This window comes from Streptomyces sp. NPDC048392 (genome assembly GCF_043200575.1).
Taxonomy (GTDB): domain Bacteria; phylum Actinomycetota; class Actinomycetes; order Streptomycetales; family Streptomycetaceae; genus Streptomyces.
The window spans coordinates 1-18,969 of record NZ_JBICYB010000065.1 but is presented as its reverse complement, the minus strand read 5'-3'; the positions used below and the strand labels follow the sequence as shown (position 1 = coordinate 18,969).

General features: G+C 73.1%; 15 protein-coding genes and 1 pseudogene. 10 read left to right on the top strand and 6 right to left on the bottom strand.

What is annotated here, in order from left to right:
• Positions 1-277: 277 nt before the first annotated feature.
• Genes ACGFYH_RS35935 through rbsD form a run of 5 tightly spaced genes read left to right on the top strand, consistent with a single transcriptional unit; the run spans position 278 to position 6,146 of the window.
• Positions 278-1,324 carry a LacI family DNA-binding transcriptional regulator gene (locus tag ACGFYH_RS35935; RefSeq protein ID WP_393807378.1) on the top strand — a complete coding sequence of 349 codons (1,047 nt, stop codon included), beginning with the start codon at positions 278-280 and terminating at the stop codon, positions 1,322-1,324.
• Positions 1,321-2,847, top strand: coding sequence for a sugar ABC transporter ATP-binding protein (locus ACGFYH_RS35930; RefSeq protein ID WP_393807377.1), 1,527 nt, complete (start codon positions 1,321-1,323; stop codon positions 2,845-2,847). The genes ACGFYH_RS35935 and ACGFYH_RS35930 overlap by 4 nt, the downstream gene beginning before the upstream one ends.
• Positions 2,837-4,792, top strand: a complete 1,956-nt coding sequence (locus ACGFYH_RS35925) for a substrate-binding domain-containing protein (protein WP_393807376.1) — start codon at positions 2,837-2,839, stop codon at positions 4,790-4,792. Before ACGFYH_RS35930 ends, ACGFYH_RS35925 begins: the two co-directional genes overlap by 11 nt.
• 32 nt (positions 4,793-4,824) lie before the next feature.
• The gene (locus tag ACGFYH_RS35920; RefSeq protein ID WP_393807375.1) at positions 4,825-5,760 is read left to right on the top strand and encodes a ribokinase; all 936 of its coding nucleotides are present in this window, start codon (positions 4,825-4,827) and stop codon (positions 5,758-5,760) included.
• Positions 5,757-6,146 carry a D-ribose pyranase gene (gene rbsD / locus ACGFYH_RS35915; protein ID WP_393807374.1) on the top strand — a complete coding sequence of 130 codons (390 nt, stop codon included), beginning with the start codon at positions 5,757-5,759 and terminating at the stop codon, positions 6,144-6,146. Before ACGFYH_RS35920 ends, rbsD begins: the two co-directional genes overlap by 4 nt.
• 199 nt (positions 6,147-6,345) lie before the next feature.
• Here rbsD and ACGFYH_RS35910 read toward each other — a convergent pair whose 3' ends face one another.
• The 3 genes from ACGFYH_RS35910 to ACGFYH_RS35900 are packed head-to-tail and all read right to left on the bottom strand — an operon-like array spanning position 6,346 to position 9,670.
• Positions 6,346-7,218 carry a sugar phosphate isomerase/epimerase family protein gene (locus ACGFYH_RS35910; protein WP_393807373.1) on the bottom strand — a complete coding sequence of 291 codons (873 nt, stop codon included), beginning with the start codon at positions 7,216-7,218 and terminating at the stop codon, positions 6,346-6,348.
• Entirely contained in the window at positions 7,215-8,522 is a 1,308-nt protein-coding gene (locus tag ACGFYH_RS35905) for a dihydrodipicolinate synthase family protein (protein WP_393807372.1), read from the bottom strand. Before ACGFYH_RS35905 ends, ACGFYH_RS35910 begins: the two co-directional genes overlap by 4 nt.
• Positions 8,519-9,670, bottom strand: a complete 1,152-nt coding sequence (locus ACGFYH_RS35900) for a Gfo/Idh/MocA family protein (RefSeq protein ID WP_393807371.1) — start codon at positions 9,668-9,670, stop codon at positions 8,519-8,521. The genes ACGFYH_RS35905 and ACGFYH_RS35900 overlap by 4 nt, the downstream gene beginning before the upstream one ends.
• 209 nt (positions 9,671-9,879) lie before the next feature.
• On the opposite strand from ACGFYH_RS35900, the gene ACGFYH_RS35895 reads away from it, so the two are divergent.
• Complete coding sequence (locus ACGFYH_RS35895; RefSeq protein WP_393807370.1) at positions 9,880-10,926, top strand: LacI family DNA-binding transcriptional regulator; 1,047 nt, start codon at positions 9,880-9,882, stop codon at positions 10,924-10,926.
• Positions 10,927-11,392: 466 nt separating this feature from the next.
• Positions 11,393-12,193, top strand: a complete 801-nt coding sequence (locus ACGFYH_RS35890) for a sugar phosphate isomerase/epimerase family protein (RefSeq protein ID WP_393807369.1) — start codon at positions 11,393-11,395, stop codon at positions 12,191-12,193.
• Between the two features lie 225 nt (positions 12,194-12,418).
• Here ACGFYH_RS35890 and ACGFYH_RS35885 read toward each other — a convergent pair whose 3' ends face one another.
• Complete coding sequence (locus tag ACGFYH_RS35885; RefSeq protein ID WP_393807368.1) at positions 12,419-13,372, bottom strand: EamA family transporter; 954 nt, start codon at positions 13,370-13,372, stop codon at positions 12,419-12,421.
• Between the two features lie 97 nt (positions 13,373-13,469).
• Here ACGFYH_RS35885 and ACGFYH_RS35880 point away from each other — a divergent pair, with 97 nt between their 5' ends.
• The 3 genes from ACGFYH_RS35880 to ACGFYH_RS35870 all read left to right on the top strand — a co-directional run bounded on the left by ACGFYH_RS35880 (position 13,470) and on the right by ACGFYH_RS35870 (position 17,129).
• A complete protein-coding gene (locus tag ACGFYH_RS35880) occupies positions 13,470-14,411 on the top strand; it encodes a LysR family transcriptional regulator (RefSeq protein ID WP_393807367.1) in 942 nt (313 codons plus the stop codon).
• A 323-nt stretch (positions 14,412-14,734) separates the two neighbouring features.
• Positions 14,735-16,582 (top strand): glycoside hydrolase family 3 protein, encoded by a 1,848-nt coding sequence (locus tag ACGFYH_RS35875; RefSeq protein ID WP_393807366.1) that lies wholly within the window; start codon positions 14,735-14,737, stop codon positions 16,580-16,582.
• A 133-nt stretch (positions 16,583-16,715) separates the two neighbouring features.
• Positions 16,716-17,129, top strand: a complete 414-nt coding sequence (locus ACGFYH_RS35870) for a hypothetical protein (protein WP_393807365.1) — start codon at positions 16,716-16,718, stop codon at positions 17,127-17,129.
• Positions 17,130-17,153: 24 nt separating this feature from the next.
• On the opposite strand, the gene ACGFYH_RS35865 is transcribed toward ACGFYH_RS35870, so the two are convergent.
• Both ACGFYH_RS35865 and ACGFYH_RS35860 read right to left on the bottom strand, forming a co-directional pair.
• Entirely contained in the window at positions 17,154-18,578 is a 1,425-nt protein-coding gene (locus ACGFYH_RS35865) for a S28 family serine protease (RefSeq protein WP_393807364.1), read from the bottom strand.
• A gap of 142 nt (positions 18,579-18,720) precedes the next feature.
• Positions 18,721-18,969 (bottom strand): annotated as a pseudogene (locus tag ACGFYH_RS35860) (hypothetical protein); the annotation flags it as partial.

The following is an 18,969-nucleotide window of genomic DNA, read 5'->3' as shown; positions in this document are numbered from 1 at the left end:
GGGGGTCGGGGCGGCGGGCGGGGCGGCGGTCCGGGCGGCGGTCCGGGCGGCGGTCCGGGCGGCGGTCCGGGCGGCGGTCCGGGCGGCACCCACGGCGATGTCGCCGCGGGTGCCGCCCGCCTCTCCGCCCGCACACGCCCCTTCCCACTGGCCCCTTCCCACCGGCCCCTTCCCCCGGTCACGATTCAGTCTCGGCCCCGCCCGACCCCTTGATTCCCGCCCGTGAAATCGTTTCCAATCCTCCGTGTAATCGATTCCACAAGGAGGTGGAACGGCGATGGCGAGCATCAAGGACGTCGCTGCCGAGGCGGGCGTGTCCGCGGCGACGGTCTCGCGGGCGCTCAACGGCCACCCGTCCGTCAGCCCCGCCGCGCGTGCCCGTGTGCTGGCCGCCGTCGAGGCGCTGGGCTACCGCCCGAACGCCGTCGCCCGGTCGCTGCGCACGGACCAGACCCACACCCTCGGCCTGGTCATCAGCGACGTCATGAACCCGTACTTCACCGAGCTGGCCCGTTCCGTCGAGGAGGAGGCCCGCGCGCTCGGCTACAGCGTCATCATCGGCAACGCCGACGAGCGGCCCGATCTCCAGGACCACCACGTCACCACGCTGCTGGACCGCCGCATCGACGGGCTGCTCGTCTCGCCCACCGACGAGGGCTCCCCGCGCATGCTGGACGCCGCGCGGGCCGGGACGCCGATGGTGTTCGTCGACCGGTGGATTCCCGGTGTGGACGTGCCCGTCGTCAGGTCGGACGGGCGGGCCGCCGTGCGCGACCTGGTGGCGCATCTGCACGGGCTCGGGCACCGCCGGCTCGCGATCATCGCCGGGCCCGCCGCCACCACGACCGGACGCGAGCGCGTCGACGCGTTCCGCGAGGCGCTCGGCGCGTACGGGCTCACCCTCCCCGACGCCTACATCGGCCAGGGCGACTTCCAGGCCGGCAGCGGCCGCCGGGTCACCGAGGGCTTCCTCGACCTGCCCGAGCCGCCCGAGGTCGTCTTCGCCGCCGACAACCTGATGGCGCTCGGCGCGCTGGACGCCGTTCGCGCGCGGGGGCTGCGGGTCCCCGAGGACATCGGGCTCGCCGCGTTCGACGACATCCCCTGGTTCGTGCACACCGGTCCGCCCGTCACCGCGATCGCCCAGCCCACCCGCGAGCTCGGGCGGGCCGCCGTACGCGCCCTCGTCGAGCGGATCGCGGGGCGGGCGGGCGAGTCCGTCACCCTGCCGGCGCGGCTCGTCGTACGCCGCTCGTGCGGTGAAGCCGCCCAGCCCCTGCCTCAGTCCCCCTCCCCGTCCCCCGTACGAAGGAGTACGCCGTGAGCAGCCGCAGTCCGGACGAGTTGCTGCGCATCGAGGGCATCCGCAAGACCTTCCCCGGCGTGGTGGCGCTCGACAGCGTCGACTTCGACCTGCGCCGGGGCGAGGTGCACGTGCTCCTCGGTGAGAACGGCGCGGGCAAGAGCACGCTCATCAAGATGCTCTCCGGCGCCCACACGCCCGACGCCGGGCGGATCCTGGCCGGCGGCGAGGAGGTGAGCATCCACGGCGCGCGGGACTCCGAGCGCCTCGGCATCGCCACCATCTACCAGGAGTTCAACCTCGTCCCCGATCTGACGGTCGCCGAGAACATCTTCCTGGGCCGCCAGCCGCGCCGCCTCGGCATGATCGACCGGAAGCGCCTGGACGCCGACGCCGAGGCGCTGCTGAAGCGGGTGGGCGTCGACGTCTCCCCGCGCACGCGGGTGCGCGAACTCGGCATCGCCCGGCTCCAGATGGTCGAGATCGCCAAGGCCCTCAGCCTGGACGCGCGCGTGCTGATCATGGACGAGCCGACCGCCGTCCTGACCTCCGACGAGGTCGAGAAGCTGTTCGCCATCGTGCGGCGGCTGCGCGAGGACGGCGTGGGGATCGTGTTCATCACCCATCACCTGGAGGAGATCGCCGCGCTCGGCGACCGGGTCACCGTGATCCGGGACGGGCGCAGTGTCGGGCAGGTGCCCGCCTCCACGCCCGAGGACGAACTCGTACGGCTGATGGTCGGGCGGTCGATCGAGCAGCAGTACCCGCGCGAGCGCACCGACGTCGGTGAGGCCCTGCTCAAGGTGGAGGGGCTCACGCGGGACGGCGTCTTCCACGACGTCGGCTTCGAGGTGCGGGCCGGTGAGGTGGTCGGCATCGCCGGGCTCGTCGGCGCCGGACGGACGGAGGTGGCGCGGGCGGTGTTCGGCGCCGATCCGTACGACTCCGGAACCGTGCGGGTCGCGGGGGCGCCGTTGCGGCGGCACGACGTGAACGCCGCCATGGCCGCCGGGATCGGGCTCGTCCCCGAGGACCGGAAGGGGCAGGGGCTCGTCCTCGACGCCTCCGTCGCGGAGAACCTCGGTCTCGTCACCCTGCGGTCCACCGCCCGCGGCGGTCTCGTCGACCTCAAGGGGCAGCACGCGGCCGCGGAGCGGATCGCCGGGCAGCTGGGGGTGCGGATGGCCGGGCTCGGGCAGCACGTGCGGACGCTGTCCGGCGGCAACCAGCAGAAGGTCGTCATCGGCAAGTGGCTGCTGGCGAACACCAGGGTGCTGATCCTCGACGAGCCGACGCGCGGCATCGACGTGGGCGCCAAGGTCGAGATCTACCAGCTCGTCAACGAACTGACGGCCGCCGGTGCCGCCGTGCTCATGATCTCCAGCGACCTGCCGGAGGTGCTCGGCATGAGCGACCGGGTGGTGGTGATGGCGCACGGGCGTGTCGCGGGCGAACTGCCCGCCGAACAGGCCACCCAGGACGCCGTGATGGCCCTCGCCGTCAGTACTCACACCAAGGGAACGGAGGCCCCCCGTGGCCACTGACACGCTCAAGGGCGAGCCGGGCGCGCGGGGCGCCACGGGCGGCCTGCGCCGCCTGCTGCTCGACAACGGCGCGCTGACCGCGCTGATCGTCCTCGTCATCGCCATGTCGGCGCTGTCCGGGGACTTCCTGACCGCCGACAACCTCCTCAACGTCGGCGTCCAGGCCGCCGTCACCGCGATCCTCGCGTTCGGCGTCACCTTCGTCATCGTCTCGGCGGGCATCGACCTGTCGGTCGGCTCGGTCGCCGCGCTGTCGGCCACCGTGCTCGCGTGGAGCGCCACCGAGGCCGGGATACCGGTCGTGCTGGCGGTGCTGCTGTCCGTCGCGACGGGCATCGCCTGCGGCCTGGTGAACGGTTTCCTCATCTCGTACGGGAAACTGCCGCCGTTCATCGCGACGCTCGCCATGCTCTCGGTGGGGCGCGGCCTGTCGCTGGTCATCTCGCAGGGCTCGCCGATCGCCTTCCCCGACTCGGTCTCGCACCTCGGTGACACGCTCGGCGGGTGGCTGCCCGTGCCCGTCCTCGTGATGATCGTGATGGGCCTGATCACCGCGTTCGTCCTCGGGCGGACCTACATCGGCCGTTCCATGTACGCCATCGGCGGCAACGAGGAGGCCGCGCGGCTGTCCGGGCTGCGGGTGAAGCGGCAGAAGCTCGCCATCTACGCCTTCTCCGGCCTGTTCGCCGCCGCCGCGGGCATCGTGCTCGCCTCCCGGCTCTCCTCCGCGCAGCCGCAGGCCGCGCAGGGCTACGAACTGGACGCCATCGCCGCCGTCGTCATCGGCGGCGCCTCGCTCGCGGGCGGTACCGGCAAGGCGTCGGGGACGCTGATCGGCGCGCTGATCCTCGCGGTGCTGCGCAACGGCCTCAACCTGCTGTCCGTCTCCGCGTTCTGGCAGCAGGTCGTCATCGGTGTCGTCATCGCGCTGGCGGTGCTCTTGGACACGCTGCGGCGCAGGGCGGGCGCGGTCACGCCGGCGGCCGGGGCCGGCGGGGGCGGCAACCGGGGCAAGCAGGCGTTCACCTATGTGATCGCGGCCGTCGCCGCGGTGGCCGTCGTGGGCGCCGCCTCGCTGCTGCACAACGGCTCCCCGGATGGCGGGAGCCGCAAGACGGGGCTGTCGCTGTCGACGCTCAACAACCCGTTCTTCGTGCAGATCAGGAGCGGTGCGGAGGAGGAGGCGAGGAAGCTGGGTGTGGACCTGACGGTCACGGACGCCCAGAACGACGCCTCCCAGCAGGCCAACCAGCTGCAGAACTTCACCAGCGAGGGCCTGTCCTCGATCATCGTCAACCCGGTGGACTCCGACGCCGCGGGCCCCTCGGTGCGCTCGGCGAACAAGGACGGCATCCCCGTCATCGCCGTCGACCGCGGCGTCAACGAGGCGGACACGTCCGCGCTGGTCGCCTCCGACAACGTCGAGGGCGGCCGGCTGGGCGCCAAGGCGCTCGCCGAGAAGCTCGGCGGCAGGGGCACCGTCGTCGTCCTCCAGGGCCAGGCCGGCACCTCCGCCAGCCGGGAGCGCGGGTCGGGCTTCGCGGCCGGGCTGAAGGAGTACCCGGGCATCGAGGTCGTCGCCAGGCAGCCCGCGGACTTCGACCGCACCAAGGGCCTGGACGTGATGACGAACCTGCTCCAGGCGCACCCCGACATCGACGGCGTCTTCGCGGAGAACGACGAGATGGCACTCGGCGCGATCAAGGCACTGGGTTCCAGGGCCGGCAAGTCGGTCCAGGTCGTCGGCTTCGACGGCACCCCGGACGGGCTGAAGGCGGTCCGGGAGGGCACGTTGTACGCGTCCGTCGCGCAGCAGCCGAGAGAATTGGGCAGGATCGCCGTACGGAACGCGCTGCGGGCGGCCGAGGGCAAGAAGGTGGAGAAGACGGTGAAGGTGCCGGTGAAGGTGGTCACCAAGGAGAACGTGGCCGGCTTCGAGGGCTGACACGGACCCAACTCCGGATCGGAGAACGACTCATGTACGACTACGACCTCCTGGTCGTGGGGTCGGCCAACGCCGACCTGGTGATCGGTGTCGAGCGGCGGCCTGGGGCGGGCGAGACGGTGCTCGGCTCCGACCTGGCCGTCCACCCGGGCGGCAAGGGCGCGAACCAGGCGGTCGCCGCCGCCCGGCTCGGCGCCCGTACGGCCCTGCTGGCCCGGGTCGGCGACGACGACCACGGCCGGCTGCTCCTCCACTCGCAGCGGGCGGCCGGTGTCGACACGGTCGGTGTCCTGGTGGGCGGTGCCCCGACGGGCGTCGCGCTGATCAGCGTCGACCCGTCCGGGGACAACAGCATCGTGGTCTCGCCGGGCGCCAACGGCCGGCTGGCACCGGGGGACGTCCGTGCCGCCGCGAGCCTCTTCCACGCCTCCCGCGTGGTCTCCACGCAGTTGGAGATCCCGCTGGAGACGGTCGTGGAGGTGGTCCGCTGCCTCGCGCCGGACAGCCGCTTCGTGCTGAACCCGTCACCGCCACGCCCCCTCCCGCGGGAGGTGCTGGCGGCCTGCGACCCGCTGATCGTCAACGAGCACGAGGCGAAGGTGATCCTCGGCGACTCCCGCGTCGGCGACCGCCCCGAGGACTGGGCCCGCATCCTGCTGGCCAAGGGGCCGCGCTCGGTGGTCGTGACCCTGGGCGCCGAGGGCGCGCTGGTGGCGTCGGCGGCCGGGGGTGTGACCCGGGTGCCGTCCGTGAAGGTGGACGCCGTGGACACGACGGGCGCGGGCGACGCGTTCACCGCGGCGCTGGCCTGGCGGCTCGGCACGGGCGAGCCGCTCGCGGACGCGGCGGCGTACGCGGTCCGGGTGGGCGCGGCGGCCGTCACGAAGGCGGGGGCGCAGGCGTCGTACCCGTCGGCGGCGGAAGCCGAGGCGCTGGATGCCGAGGCGCTGGATGCCGAGGCGCTGTGAAGAAGGCAGGGATACTCAACCGGCATCTCGCGGGTGCCCTCGCCGGACTCGGTCACGGGGACGGCGTCCTGGTGTGCGACGCGGGCATGCCCCTGCCGGACGGGCCCCGCGTCGTCGACCTGGCCTTCCGCGCCGGGGTGCCCTCCTTCGCGGAGGTGCTGGACGGGCTGCTCGCCGAGCTGGTCGTCGAGGGCGCGACGGCGGCCGCGGAGGTCCGGGGCGCCAACGCCGAGTGCGCCGGGCTGCTCGACGGTCGCTTTCCCGCGCTCGAACTCGTCGCGCACGAACGGCTGAGGGAACTGTCGGCGGGGGCCCGGCTGATCGTGCGCACCGGGGAGGCCAGACCGTACGCGAACGTGCTGTTGCGGTGCGGGGTCTTCTTCTGAGGACCACCGAGAGCCTCCGAGGACTTCGAGGGGGCCCGGTCGCCGACCGGGCCCCCTCGGGTTTCCCCTCCCCTTCAGGACCCCGGGATTCCCCCCGGATACCCCCCACGGGAGCCCTGATGCCGAGTACGACCCGCACGACCGTGAAAGGGTTGCACGGGTCACCGGGATTTTTTTCGGGTTGTCTTCCGGGCCCCGCTTACCTCGCTCGGCCCACTTCCCCCGCTTCCCCCGCTTCCCCGGCGTGCGCGGCGAACCGTGCGGCCGTCTCGGCGAGCACCTCGCGCCCGTCGCGCGCCCACAGCCCCTCGTTGAACAGCTCGACCTCGATGGCGCCGGTGTACCCGGCCGCCTCCACGTATCCCTTCCACTCCCGCATGTCGATCGCGCCGTCCCCGATCTGCCCCCGGCCGTCGAGGACGCCCTCGGGCAGCGGGGTCGTCCAGTCGGCGAGCTGGAAGGCGTGGATGCGGCCGCCCGCCCCGGCCCGGGCGATCTGCTCGGGCGCCCGGTCGTCCCACCAGACGTGGTACGTGTCGACGGTGACGCCGACCTGCTGGGCGGGAAAGCGTTCGGCGAGGTCCAGGGCCTGGGTGAGGGTGGAGACGACACAGCGGTCGGAGGCGTACATGGGGTGGAGCGGTTCGATGGCCAGGCGTACGCCGTGTTCCTCGGCGTAGGGGCCCAGCTCGGCCAGCGCGTCGGCGATGCGTTCGCGGGCGGCGCGCAGGTCCTTGTCACCGGCGGGGAGGCCGCCCGAGACCAGGACCAGGGTGTCGGTGCCGAGGGCGGCGGCCTCGTCGACGGCGCGGCGGTTGTCGGCCAGGGCCCGCGCCCGTTCGCCGGGGTCGATCGCCGTGAGGAAGCCGCCGCGGCACAGGGTGGTGACGGCCAGGCCCGCGTCCCGGACCAGCTTCGCCGCCGCCTCGACGCCGTACGCCTGGACGGGTTCGCGCCACAGGCCGACCTTGCCGACGCCCAGTTCGCGGCAGGCTGCGGCCAGTTCGGGCAGGGAGAGCTGCCTGACCGTCATCTGGTTGACGCTGAAGCGCCTCAGGCCGGGATCGCTCATCGGTTCACTCCGTGCAGCGCGAGCAGGGTCCGCATCCGTTCCTCCGCCAGCTTCGGGTCCGGGAACAGGCCGAGGCCGTCGGCGAGTTCGTAGGCGCGGGCGAGGTGCGGCAGGGAGCGGGCCGACTGGAGGCCGCCGACCATGGTGAAGTGGCTCTGGTGGCCGGCCAGCCAGGCGAGGAGGACCACGCCTGTCTTGTAGTAGCGGGTCGGAGCCCGGAAGAGGTGACGGGAGAGTTCGACGGTGGGGTCGAGGAGGGCGCGGAAGCCCTCCGTGTTCCCCGTGTCGAGCACGCGGACCGCCTCGGCGGCCAGCGGGCCCAGCGGGTCGAAGATGCCGAGCAGGGCGTGGCTGAAGCCCTGCGCGTCGCCCGCGATCAGCTCCGGGTAGTTGAAGTCGTCGCCGGTGTAGCAGCGCACGCCCTGCGGGAGGCGGCGGCGCAGGTCGATCTCGCGCCGGGCGTCCAGGAGGGAGACCTTGATGCCGTCGACCTTGTCGGGGTGGGCGGCGATGACCTCCAGGAAGGTGCCGGTCGCCGTGTCGAGGTCGGACGAGCCCCAGTAGCCCTCCAGAGCCGGGTCGAACATCGGGCCCAGCCAGTGCAGGATCACCGGTTCGGCGGCCTGGCGCAGGAGGTGGCCGTAGACCTCCAGGTAGTCCTCCGGGCCCTTGGCCGTCGCGGCGAGCGCGCGGGAGGCCATCAGGATGGCCTGGGCACCCGACTCCTCGACCACGGCGAGCTGTTCCTCGTACGCCGACCTGACCTCGGCGAGCGTCCCGGCGGAGGCGGAGGCGGAGGCGGAGGCGGAGGCGGAGGCGGAGGCGGGGGTGGGGGTGGAGGCGGAGGCGGGGGTGGGGGTGGAGGCGGAGGCGGAGGCGGGGGTGGGGGTGGAGGCGGAGGCGGGGGTGGGGGTGGAGGCGGAGGCGGGGGTGAGCTGGTCGGTGCCGACGCCGCAGGCGATGCGCCCGCCGACCGCCCTCGCCTCGGCGGCGGAGCGGCGGATCAGCTCGGCCGCTCCGGCCCAGTCCAGGCCCATGCCGCGCTGGGCGGTGTCCATCGCCTCGGCGACGCCGAGCCCGTGGGACCACAGGTGGCGGCGGAAGGCGAGGGTGGCGTCCCAGTCGACGGCGGCGGGCGAGTCGGGGGTGGTGTCCGCGAACGGGTCGGCGACGACGTGCGCGGCCGAGAAGACCGTACGGGAGGTGAAAGCGCTTCCCGGGGCCGACCGGGTGACGGGCAGCGGCTCGGTGCGGGGTTCGTAGGCCCGCAGGGTGCCGTGGGCGTCGGGGAGGTGGAGGGTCACAGGGCGATCTCCGGTACGTCGAGGCGGCGGCCCTCGGCCGAGGACCTCAGGCCCAGCTCGGCGAGCTGGACGCCGCGGGCGCCGGCCAGCAGGTCCCAGTGGTAGGGGGCGTCGGCGTGGACGTGCTTGAGGAACAGCTCCCACTGGGCCTTGAAGCCGTTGTCGAAGCCGCCGTTGTCCGGGACCTCCTGCCACTGGTCGCGGAAGACCTCGGTGGCGGGGATGTCCGGGTTCCAGACCGGCTTCGGGGTGGCGGAACGGTGCTGGACGCGGCAGCTGCGCAGGCCCGCGACGGCGGAGCCCTCGGTGCCGTCGACCTGGAACTCGACCAGCTCGTCGCGGTTGACGCGGACCGCCCAGGAGGAGTTGATCTGCGCGATCGTGCCGCCGTCGAGTTCGAAGACGCCGTAGGCGGCGTCGTCGGCGGTGGCGTCGTAGGGCTTGCCGTTCTCGTCCCAGCGCTCGGCGATGTGGGTGGCGGTGAGGGCCTGGACGGACCTCACGCGGCCGAACAGCTCGTGCAGGACGTACTCCCAGTGCGGGAACATGTCGACGACGATGCCGCCGCCGTCCTCGGCGCGGTAGTTCCACGAGGGGCGCTGGGCCTCCTGCCAGTCGCCCTCGAAGACCCAGTAGCCGAACTCGCCGCGCACGGACAGGATCCGGCCGAAGAAGCCGCCGTCGATGAGGCGCTTGAGCTTGAGCAGGCCGGGGAGGAAGAGCTTGTCCTGGACGACGCCGTGCTTGACGCCCTTCGCCTCGGCGAGGCGGGCGAGTTCCAGGGCGCCGTCCAGACCGGTGGCCGTCGGCTTCTCGGTGTAGATGTGCTTGCCCGCCGCGATCGCCTTCGTGATCGCCTCCTCGCGGGCCGAGGTCACCTGGGCGTCGAAGTAGATCTCGACGCTGTCGTCGGCCAGGACCTCGTCGAGGTCCGTGGAGACGTGGTCGAGTCCGTGCCGCTCGGCCAGCGCCCTCAGCGCGTGCTCACGGCGGCCGACCAGGACCGGCTCGGGCCACAGCACGGTGCCGTCGCCGAGGTCGAGGCCGCCCTGTTCGCGCAGGGCCAGGATGGAGCGGACCAGGTGCTGGCGGTAGCCCATGCGCCCGGTCACACCGTTCATGGCGATACGCACCGTCTTGCGTGTCACGTCATTCCCTTCGTACGAGCCCTGCCGCAAGCCGAGGATCGAGCCGTACAGCAAGCGCTTTCTATATAGAACGAAGCTAGCCTGTGGACGGTGGTCCGGACAAGACCGCGACCGGGGCGAGTTGTTCGAGGGGGCGAACAACGGCAGGCGGTGGCCGTAAGGTCACCCGGGACGGCGTTCGGCACACGCGCGATGCGGAGGACGAGGACATGACGGTGACACTGGCGGACGTGGCGGCCCGCGCCCAGGTCTCCCCGGCGACGGTGTCGCGCGTACTGAACGGGAACTATCCGGTGGCCGCCTCCACCCGGGAACGGGTGCTCAAGGCGGTCGACGAGCTGGACTACGTGCTCAACGGCCCGGCGAGCGCGCTGGCGGCGGCGACGTCCGACCTGGTGGGCATCCTGGTCAACGACATCGCCGACCCCTTCTTCGGCATCATGGCCGGGGCCGTCCAGTCCGAGATCGGCGGGCCGGGCGGCAGAGCGGGCGGCGAGAGACTCGCCGTGGTCTGCAACACCGGCGGCACCCCGGAACGGGAACTGACCTACCTCACGCTGCTGCAGCGCCAGCGGGCGGCGGCGGTGGTGCTGACCGGCGGTGCGATGGAGGACGGGGCCCACCAGGCGGCCGTGGCGGCGAAGCTGCGCAGGCTCACGGAGGCCGGGACGCGGGTGGTGCTGTGCGGGCGGCCGCCGGCGCCGGACACCGGGGCGATCGCGCTCACCTTCGACAACCGCGGCGGCGGCCGGGAACTGACCGAGCACCTGATCGGGCTCGGCCACCGGCGGCTCGGCTACATCGCGGGCCCGCAGGAGCGGACCACGACCCGGCAGCGGCTGGAGGGCCACCGCGCGGCACTCGCCGCGCACGGCATCGAGGAGGACCCTCGCTGGACGGTCCACGGCCGCTACGACCGGCGCTCGGGGTACGAGGCGACGCTGGAGCTGCTGCGCCGGGACCCGTCCCTGACGGCGGTCGTCGCCGCGAACGACTCCGTCGCGCTGGGCGCGTGCGCCGCGCTGCGCGACTCGGGGCTGCGGATCCCGGACGACGTGTCCGTGGCCGGCTTCGACGACCTGCCGTTCAGCATCGACGCGGTGCCCGCGCTGACGACGGTCCGGCTGCCGCTGGCGGAGGCCGGGGCGCGGGCGGGGCGGGTCGCGATGGGGCGGGAGGAGGCGCCGGTGGGCGGGATCGCGACGGTGCGGGGGGAGTTGATCGTGCGGGGGTCCTCCGGAGGGCCGCGGTCGTGAACCGGCCGTTGGTGACGCGGTGGGCCCGCGTCGGGGTGGGCGCCCCCGGGGGCTGCGCCCCCGGACCCCGCTTCGGCCTGGACGGCCTCGTCCTCAAACGCCGGACGGGCTGAGTTCGCCGGCCCGCGTCCTCGTGCGAGCGGGCCGGGGTTGTCGGCCCGCGTCCTCGTGCGAACGGGCCGGGGTTGTCGGCCCGCGCCCTCTTGCCAGCGGGACGGGATTGCCCGCCCGACGTCCTCATGCGAACGGGCCGGAGTCGCCCGCCCGCGCCCTCGTGCGAACGGGCCGGGATTGTCGGCCCCTGCCCTCTTGCCAGCGGGACGGGATGCCCGCCCGACGTCCTCATGCGAACGGGCCGGGATTGCCCGCCCGCGCCTCGGGTGAACGGGCTGGGATGTGCTCCGCCCGACGACACCGAAGTGACGGGCAGGAGTGTGGCAGGTCGCGGCGGGTACGCTCCGTGGTCATGAAGCTCGCGTTCTCCACCCTCGGTGTCCCCGGACTGCCCCTGGCCGACGTGCTGGGGCTCGCGACCGCGCACGGCTACCACGGTGTCGAGTTGCGCGCCCATCCGGAGGAACCGGTCCACCCGGGCCTGGGCTCCGGCGAACGAGCCGCGGTGGCGGCCGAGTTCGAAGCGGCCGGCGTCGAGCCGCTGGGTCTGGCAGGGTACGCGCGGGTAGCCGCGCCCGGTGCCGACGACGCCGTGATCGCCGAGATGCGCGACCTGCTCGATCTCGCCCGTGATCTGGGCGCCCCGTACATCCGGGTCTTCCCCGGCGGCGGCACCGGCCAGAGCGCCGAGGAGGCCGACGCCGTGGCCGCCCGGCGGCTGGGCACGGCCGCCGAGTACGCCGCCGACCTCGGCGTACGCATCCTCCTCGAAACCCACGACTCGCACCGCACGGGCGCCGACGCGATGCGTGTCCTCGGGCTGGTCGGGCATCGCCGGGTCGGCGCGCTGTGGGACGTGATGCACACCTGGCTGGGCGGCGAGCAGCCCTCCGACTCCTACGCGGCGCTCTCCCCGCACCTGGGCTACGTCCAGGTCAAGGACATCGCCTCCGCCGATGACACCACCCCGCTGCCGCTGGGCGCCGGGGTGCTGCCGCTCACCGAGGTGGTGGACGTGCTGGCCCGGCACGGCTGGGACGGCTGGCTGTGCTGGGAGTACGAGAAGCGCTGGTACGAGTCGGCCGACCCGTTGCCCGATCTGCTGGAGGGGGGCCGCGAGCACCTCTCCCGGCTGCTCACGGACGCGGTGTGAGCGCGGGCGGCACCGGCGCCGACCGCACCCGGTGTTCCGGCCGTTGGGCCGGCATTCCGCCACTCCGCCGCCGTGATCGAGTAGATCGCGGAGTCGCGACCCAGGTGAACTCGTAGGAGCCGCGGTCCTCCTCCGCCGCCGACGCCAGGTCGGCCGTGTGCCGGCGGTCCCGCGGCTCCAGAAGTACCAGCGTGCCTTCGAGGGCCGGGCCCTTCAGCGTGCATGTCACCGGACGGATTCTTCAGTGGGGGCGGGGGGCCGTGCAGCAAATTCCGGGCGGGGCCGACCGACCTGGTCCGGTGTGGGGTTCCGGGTGGCAGCGCGGCGTGCGGGACTGAGCGTCGTCAGCGCCACCCCGCCCACCAGCAGGGCCGCCGCGCACCAGCGCAGGGGGGTCACCGGCTCGCCGAGGAAGAGGGCGGCGGACGACATGCCGAAGACCGGGACCAGGAGGGAAAACGGCGCGACCGTCGAGGCGGGGTGACGGCGCAGCAGCCACCCCCAGACGCCGAAGCCGAAGACCGTCGAGACCCAGGCGACGAAGAGGATCGTGCCCGTCCCCTGCCAGTCCAGGGCACGCAGGGCCGCGAGATCCTCGTCCGAACCCTCGGTGAGCATGGAGAGTGCCAGCAGAGGGAGCACGGGGACGGTGGAGACCCACACCATGAAGTTCAGCGCGTCGGGCGGGGACGCCTTGCGGGTCAGGACGTTGGACAGCCCCCAGGCGGCGGCCGCGCCGACGACCATGAGGAAGGCGCCCAGCGGTCCGGAGGCGCCCTCGTCGACCGCAGCCACACCGATGCCCGCCAGTGCGACCAGCATGCCCAGGACCTGGACGCGGTTGGGGCGTTCGCCCAGGACCGCGGCGGCGATCACCGCGGTGAACACCGCCTGGATCTGGAGGACGAGGGACGACAGGCCGGCCGGCATGCCCGCGTCCATGCCCACGAAGACCAGGCCGAACTTGGCCACGCCCAGCACCAGTCCCACCGCCACGGTCCACTTCCACGCCACCTTCGGGCGGCCCACTAGGAAGACGGCTGGCAGCGCGGCCGCCAGGAAGCGCAGGGCGGAGAAGAGCAGCGGCGGAAAGTGGTCGAGGCCGATCTCGATGACCGTGAAGTTCACACCCCATACGGCGGCGACGAGCACGGCGAGGAGGAGGTGGGGAGGTCGCATGCGTCGAGGATCGCGCCGACGGACCGTGCAGCACCAGCGATGAATGCTGCATAGTTGGATGAAGCACTGCTAATGGTTTTGTTTCCCGGGAGCCGTCATGCTCGACCTCCAGCGTCTGCGCGCCCTGCATGCCGTGTCCGTGCACGGGACGGTCGGGGCGGCCGCCGTCGCGCTCGGTTTCACGCCGTCCGCCGTCTCGCAGCAGATCGCCAAGCTGGAGCGGGAGACCAGGACGGTGCTGCTGGAGCGGGAGGGACGCGGGGTGCGGCTCACCGACGAGGCGTGGCAACTGGTCGGGACCGCGGTGGAGTTGCTGGCCATCGTGGAGCGGGCGGAGACCCGGCTGGAGGAGCGGCGCGGGGTGCCGTCGGGCCGGCTGAGCGTGGCCGCGTTCGCGTCGGCGGCCCGCGGTCTGCTGCCGTCCGTACTGGCCGACCTGGCGGTACGCCATCCCGCGCTCGACGCCCGGCTCACGGAGGTCGACCCGCACCTGTCGGTGGACCTGGTGGCCAAGGGCGCCGTCGACCTGGTGGTGGCGCACGACTGGGACATCGCGCCGCTGCCGGCGCCTGCCGGGGTGGAGCAGGCGCGGATCGGCGAGGACCTGTGCGATCTGCTGGTGCCCGAGGGGCACCGGTTCGCGGGCCGGGCGGCCGTGCGGCGGGGGGAGCTGGGCGGGGAGCGGTGGATCTGCCAACCGCCCGGGCGGGTCTGCCACGACTGGCTGCTGCGGACCCTGCGGGGCGCCGGGCACGAGCCGGACATCGTCCACCAGGCGGACGAGAACCCGACGCTCGTCGCGCTGGTCGCGGCGGGGCTGGGCGTCGCCCTGATCCCCCGGCTGGGCCGCGGGCCGCTGCCGCCCGGGGTGGTGGAGGTGCCGCTCGACCCGATGCCGGTACGGCGGCTGTACGCGCTGTGGCGCACGGGGGCGGCGCGCCGCCCGGCGATCACGGAGACGGTCCGCACACTGCGGGCCCACTGGCCGGACGTGTCGGTCCAGGACGTCCCGACGGCCCGCGCCGCCCGCTCCGGCTGACCCGCGCCGTCGGCTCCGACCGGCCACGGCATCCGCGCCGGTCAGCCCTCGCCGCCCGCTCCAGCCGACCCGACCGTCCACTCCCGTCACCCCACGCCGCCTGCGCCGCCCGACGCACACCGCCGCCCGCTCCGGCTCTCCGCCGTGCCGCGGCCGGTCGCGTGCCGTCGTCGGCGCGAGCCGGCCGCGCGCCGACGGCGGCCCCGCCGCGAGCCCTCCGCCGCTCCGGGCGACTCGTGTGCGCTCCCTTGACTGGCAGAAACTTCCCGGATATTGGTGACTCCTTGGCAGTTTCCTTCACCAGCCCTCCGGAAGGAGCGCACGTGCACCACAGCAGCACGGCCGGCACGGGAAGCACCGCACAGCCCTCCAGACGTACCGTCCTCACCGCCACCGCGGTGGCCACCGCGGTCATCGCGGCCGGGGGCGGCACGGCGTACGCCGACGCCCGCAGGCCCGACGACGACAAGCTCCGCGCCCTCATCTCCCGCATGACGCTGGAGGAGAAGGTCGGGCAGCTCTTCGTCATGCGGGTCTACGGCCACTCCGCCACCGACCCCGACCAGGCCGACATCGACGCCAACCTCGAGGAGATCGGCGTCCGCACCGCGGCCGAGCTGGTCACCAGGTACCGGGTCGGCGGCGTCATCTACTTCGCCTGGGCGCACAACACCCGTGACCCCCACCAGATCGCCGACCTGTCCAACGGCATCCAGAAGGCATCCCTGGGGCTGCCACGCGGCCTGCCCGTGCTGATCTCCACGGACCAGGAGCACGGCATAGTGGCCCGCGTCGGCGAGCCCGCCACCCTCTTCCCGGGCGCGATGGCCGTCGGCGCCGGCGGGTCGCGCTCCGACGCCCGCACGCTCGGCCGGATCGCGGGCGCCGAACTGCACGCGCTGGGCATCCGCCAGGACTACTCCCCCGTGGCCGACGTGAACGTCAACCCGGGCAATCCCGTGATCGGCGTACGCTCCTTCGGCGCCGACCCGGCGGCGGTGTCGGAGCTGGTGGCCGCCGAGGTGACGGGGTACCAGCGGTCCGGGGTCGCCGCGTGCGCCAAGCACTTCCCCGGACACGGCGACACCGCCACCGACAGCCACACCGGCTTCCCGGTCATCACGCACAGCCGCGAACAGTGGGCGGAGCTGGACGCGCCGCCCTTCCGCGCGGCGATCGAGGCCGGCATCGACGCGATCATGACGGCCCACCTGATGGTCCCCGCCCTCGACGACTCCGGCGACCCGGCCACCCTCTCCCGCCCCATCCTCACCGGCATCCTGCGCGAGGAACTGGGCTACGACGGGGTCGTGGTCACCGACTCCCTCGGCATGCAGGGCGTCCGCACGAAGTACGGTGACGCACGGGTGCCGGTGCTGGCGCTGAAGGCGGGTGTCGACCAGCTGCTCAATCCGCCGGACCTGCCGCTCGCCTGGAACGCGGTCCTGACGGCCGTACGGGAGGGCGAACTCACCGAGGCGCGGCTCGACGAATCGATCCTGCGCGTGCTGCGGCTGAAGGCGAAGCTGGGACTGTTCCGGGACGCGTACACCAGCCGCCGGGACGTCGACCGCACCGTCGGCACCCGGGGACACCTGGCCGCCGCCGACCGGATCGCCGAACGGACCACCACCCTGCTGGTCAACGAGGGGCGGCTGCTGCCGCTTTCGCGCCGGGAACACCGCAAGCTGCTCGTCGTGGGCGCCGACCCCGCCTCCCCGTCGGGCACGACCGGGCCGCCCACCGGTGTCCTCGCGGGCGCGCTGACCGAGCTGGGCTTCACGGCCACCGCCCTGTCCACCGGCACCGCCCCCTCCACGGCCGTCATCGACCGCGCCGTCGCGGCGGCCGGGGACGCCGACGCGGTGGTGGTCGCCACGTACAACGTGACCGCGGGCAGCAGCCAGCGCGCCCTGGTCACACGCTTGCTGGCGACCGGGAAGCCGGTCGTCGCGGTCGCCGTCCGCAACCCGTACGACGTCGCCCGGCTCCCCGGCGTCCCCGCCTTCCTCGCCGCCTACTCCTGGACGGACGTCGAGGTACGGGCGGCCGCCCGGGTGATCGCCGGGCGGGTGCGGCCGCGCGGGAAGCTGCCGGTGCCGGTGGTACGCGCGGACGATCCGGACACGGTGCTCTTCCCGCTCGGGCACGGGCTGTCGTACCGGTCCTAGATCCTGTCGTCGAACTCGCGTCGTCGCCCGGAGGGCGGCCCCGCGGCGTGGGGTGGATGCTCTCGGCGTGCCGGGTCCTGGGCCTCGTACGGGATGTACCCGGGTCGGGGCCCGGTACGGCGGGAATGCGTGCATGACGTCGCTGGGCGGACGGGAGTTGACGACAGGGCCTAGCCAGGGCGTGGCCCGGGAGGACGGGCGCGCCGGTGCCGGGCCGCCGTGCCCCGGCATGACCGACTTCGTCCTGCACGTCGGCGAGGGCGGCGACGGGGCCGTGCCCCGGGGGTACGCCTGCACGCGCAAGCTGCTGCCGCCGCATCCCGGCGACCCGGGTGGCGGGGGCGGCCCGCGCACCGTCGTCGGCGACTGTGTCCGCGAAGTCGGGGGCGGCAGGGTCTGCGAGAGCGCCTGCGACGGCAGGGGCGCGCACGAACCGCGGTTCAAGGTGGTCGAGACGGTCGCCGTCCGGTCGGACTGCCCCGCCTCGACCCGCCTGTACGTCCGCCTCGGCGGCGAACGGCCGGTGGGCTGTGCCCGGCCGCTGTGAGCGGCCGGGCACAGTCACGGGGTCTTACGGACGCAGCGCCGGCTCGCGCTCGACGTCGCGCTTGTCCAGCCTGGCGTCGAACGTCGCCAGCGGCCTGGCCGCCGACGGGTTGTCCCGCACCTTGGCGGAGGCGACGCCCGCCCAGTCCAGGATGCGGGCCGTGGCGAGAGCCTTCTGGCCGGCCACCAGACCGGCCACGTTCGCTCCGTGGTTCATGCCGGGCGCGGTGAGGACGTAGGAGTCACGCGCGCCGTGGCCGAGGCGGAACCGCTCGGCGCCCCACGGGTCGTTCTCGCCGTACACGAACAGCATGTGCCGGGCGTGGTGCTTCACCCAGGTGTCGACGTCCCGCATCGCCCACGGCTCGAACCTCATCGGGATCGACCGGGGCACGAAGTTGCGCGGCGGCTGGTAGCCGTAGCGGATGTACTTCTTCTCGATGTGCGGGAAGTGGATCGTCGGCGCGCCCAGCTGCGTGCCCGCCTGGTAGTAGTACGGCGTGTACGTCTCCAGGCCCTGGTCGGTGTAGGCGGAGAAGCCGGAGATCGTGTCGACGGAGTCCCAGATCGCCTCGTCGGTGGCGTTCTCGGCGTCGGCCGGGATGTCCGCGCAGTCGGCGAGGGTGCTGTACTGCCAGAAGCCCCAGACGTAGTCGAGGACGACGGCCTCGTAAGCGCGGTCGAGGTTGCCGATGGTGTCGAAGGTGTAGCCGTTGCCGGCCGCGTACGCCGCGTACTTCTTCTCGAGCGGCGTCCGGCGCACCAGCGCCTCGCGCTGCACGCCGTTGAGCCTGTCGCGGCACTCCTCGGTGCCGACGCGCGCGAAGAAGCGGTCGTAGGCGGAGTCCTCGCGGTTGACCACGTCGTTGGGGGCGACGTAGGCGACGACGCCGTCCATGTCGCGCGGGTAGAAGCGCTCGTAGTAGGTGGCGGTCATGCCGCCCTTGGAACCGCCGGTGGAGATCCACTTCTTCGGGTAGAGGGACTTCAGCGCCTTGAAGACGCGGTGCTGGTCGCTGGCGGCCTGCCGGATGTCCAGCTTCGACCAGTCGGCCGGGGCGGGCCGGGACGGGGTGAAGTAGCGGTACTCCAGGGAGACCTGGTTGCCGTCCACGATCTGGGTCGGCTCGCGGCGGCTGGGGTTCGTGGAGACGTTGTAGCCGCCGGTGTAGAAGACCGTCGGGCGGTTCACGTCCTTGTGCAGCACGGTGATCCGCTGCTGGAACGTGCCCTTGGACGGGTGCCGGTGGTCGACCGGCTGGGTGTAGTTGAGGACGAAGAAGCGGTAGCCGGTGTACGGCTTCTCCTCGATCAGGCTCATGCCCGGTATGGACAGCAGCCGGTCCTTGATGTCGACGGCCTTCGGCTCGGCGGCGGTGGCCGCGCCCGCCGTGCTGACGGTGCCTATGAGCACCACGAGAGCCAGCAGCCATCTGAGCGCCTTGCGCATGCACCCTCCCTGTGAAACGGATGTCCGCCGGAAGCTATCGGAGCAAGTCGCACGCACACCAGGGGAGATGGGAAAGAGGTGAGGAAGTGGGTGAGGGAGCGGGGGGAGCAAAGGGTGGGAAAACGGACCGGACGGGGCCCGCTCAGCAGAGGATCCGGCCGGAGCTGACCGCGCTCTTGGACACCTTGCCGGTCACCCACACGCAGCGCCTGCCGGCGTGCACGGTCACCGGGCCCGCCCGGTAGGCGAACCGTCCCGCGTCCACGACCGCCCGGCCGCCCCGCGCCCGCACGCCGACGGGTCTTGTCCCCGATGAGTGGACACCTGTTCGTTTCGTTATGCGGCAAATGTCAGGGGAGCTGACTGCTGTTCGTAGGCGATCGGTGCCTGC

What these genes read in the sequence shown, in the direction of transcription:
- ACGFYH_RS35935 (WP_393807378.1), top strand. Translation starts at nt 278, where the DNA reads ATGGCGAGCATCAAGGACGTCGCTGCCGAGGCGGGCGTGTCCGCGGCG.
- ACGFYH_RS35920 (WP_393807375.1), top strand. Translation starts at nt 4,825, where the DNA reads ATGTACGACTACGACCTCCTGGTCGTGGGGTCGGCCAACGCCGACCTG.
- ACGFYH_RS35910 (WP_393807373.1), bottom strand. Translation starts at nt 7,218, where the DNA reads ATGAGCGATCCCGGCCTGAGGCGCTTCAGCGTCAACCAGATGACGGTC.
- ACGFYH_RS35895 (WP_393807370.1), top strand. Translation starts at nt 9,880, where the DNA reads ATGACGGTGACACTGGCGGACGTGGCGGCCCGCGCCCAGGTCTCCCCG.
- ACGFYH_RS35890 (WP_393807369.1), top strand. Translation starts at nt 11,393, where the DNA reads ATGAAGCTCGCGTTCTCCACCCTCGGTGTCCCCGGACTGCCCCTGGCC.
- ACGFYH_RS35885 (WP_393807368.1), bottom strand. Translation starts at nt 13,372, where the DNA reads ATGCGACCTCCCCACCTCCTCCTCGCCGTGCTCGTCGCCGCCGTATGG.
- ACGFYH_RS35880 (WP_393807367.1), top strand. Translation starts at nt 13,470, where the DNA reads ATGCTCGACCTCCAGCGTCTGCGCGCCCTGCATGCCGTGTCCGTGCAC.
- ACGFYH_RS35870 (WP_393807365.1), top strand. Translation starts at nt 16,716, where the DNA reads ATGACGTCGCTGGGCGGACGGGAGTTGACGACAGGGCCTAGCCAGGGC.
- ACGFYH_RS35865 (WP_393807364.1), bottom strand. Translation starts at nt 18,578, where the DNA reads ATGCGCAAGGCGCTCAGATGGCTGCTGGCTCTCGTGGTGCTCATAGGC.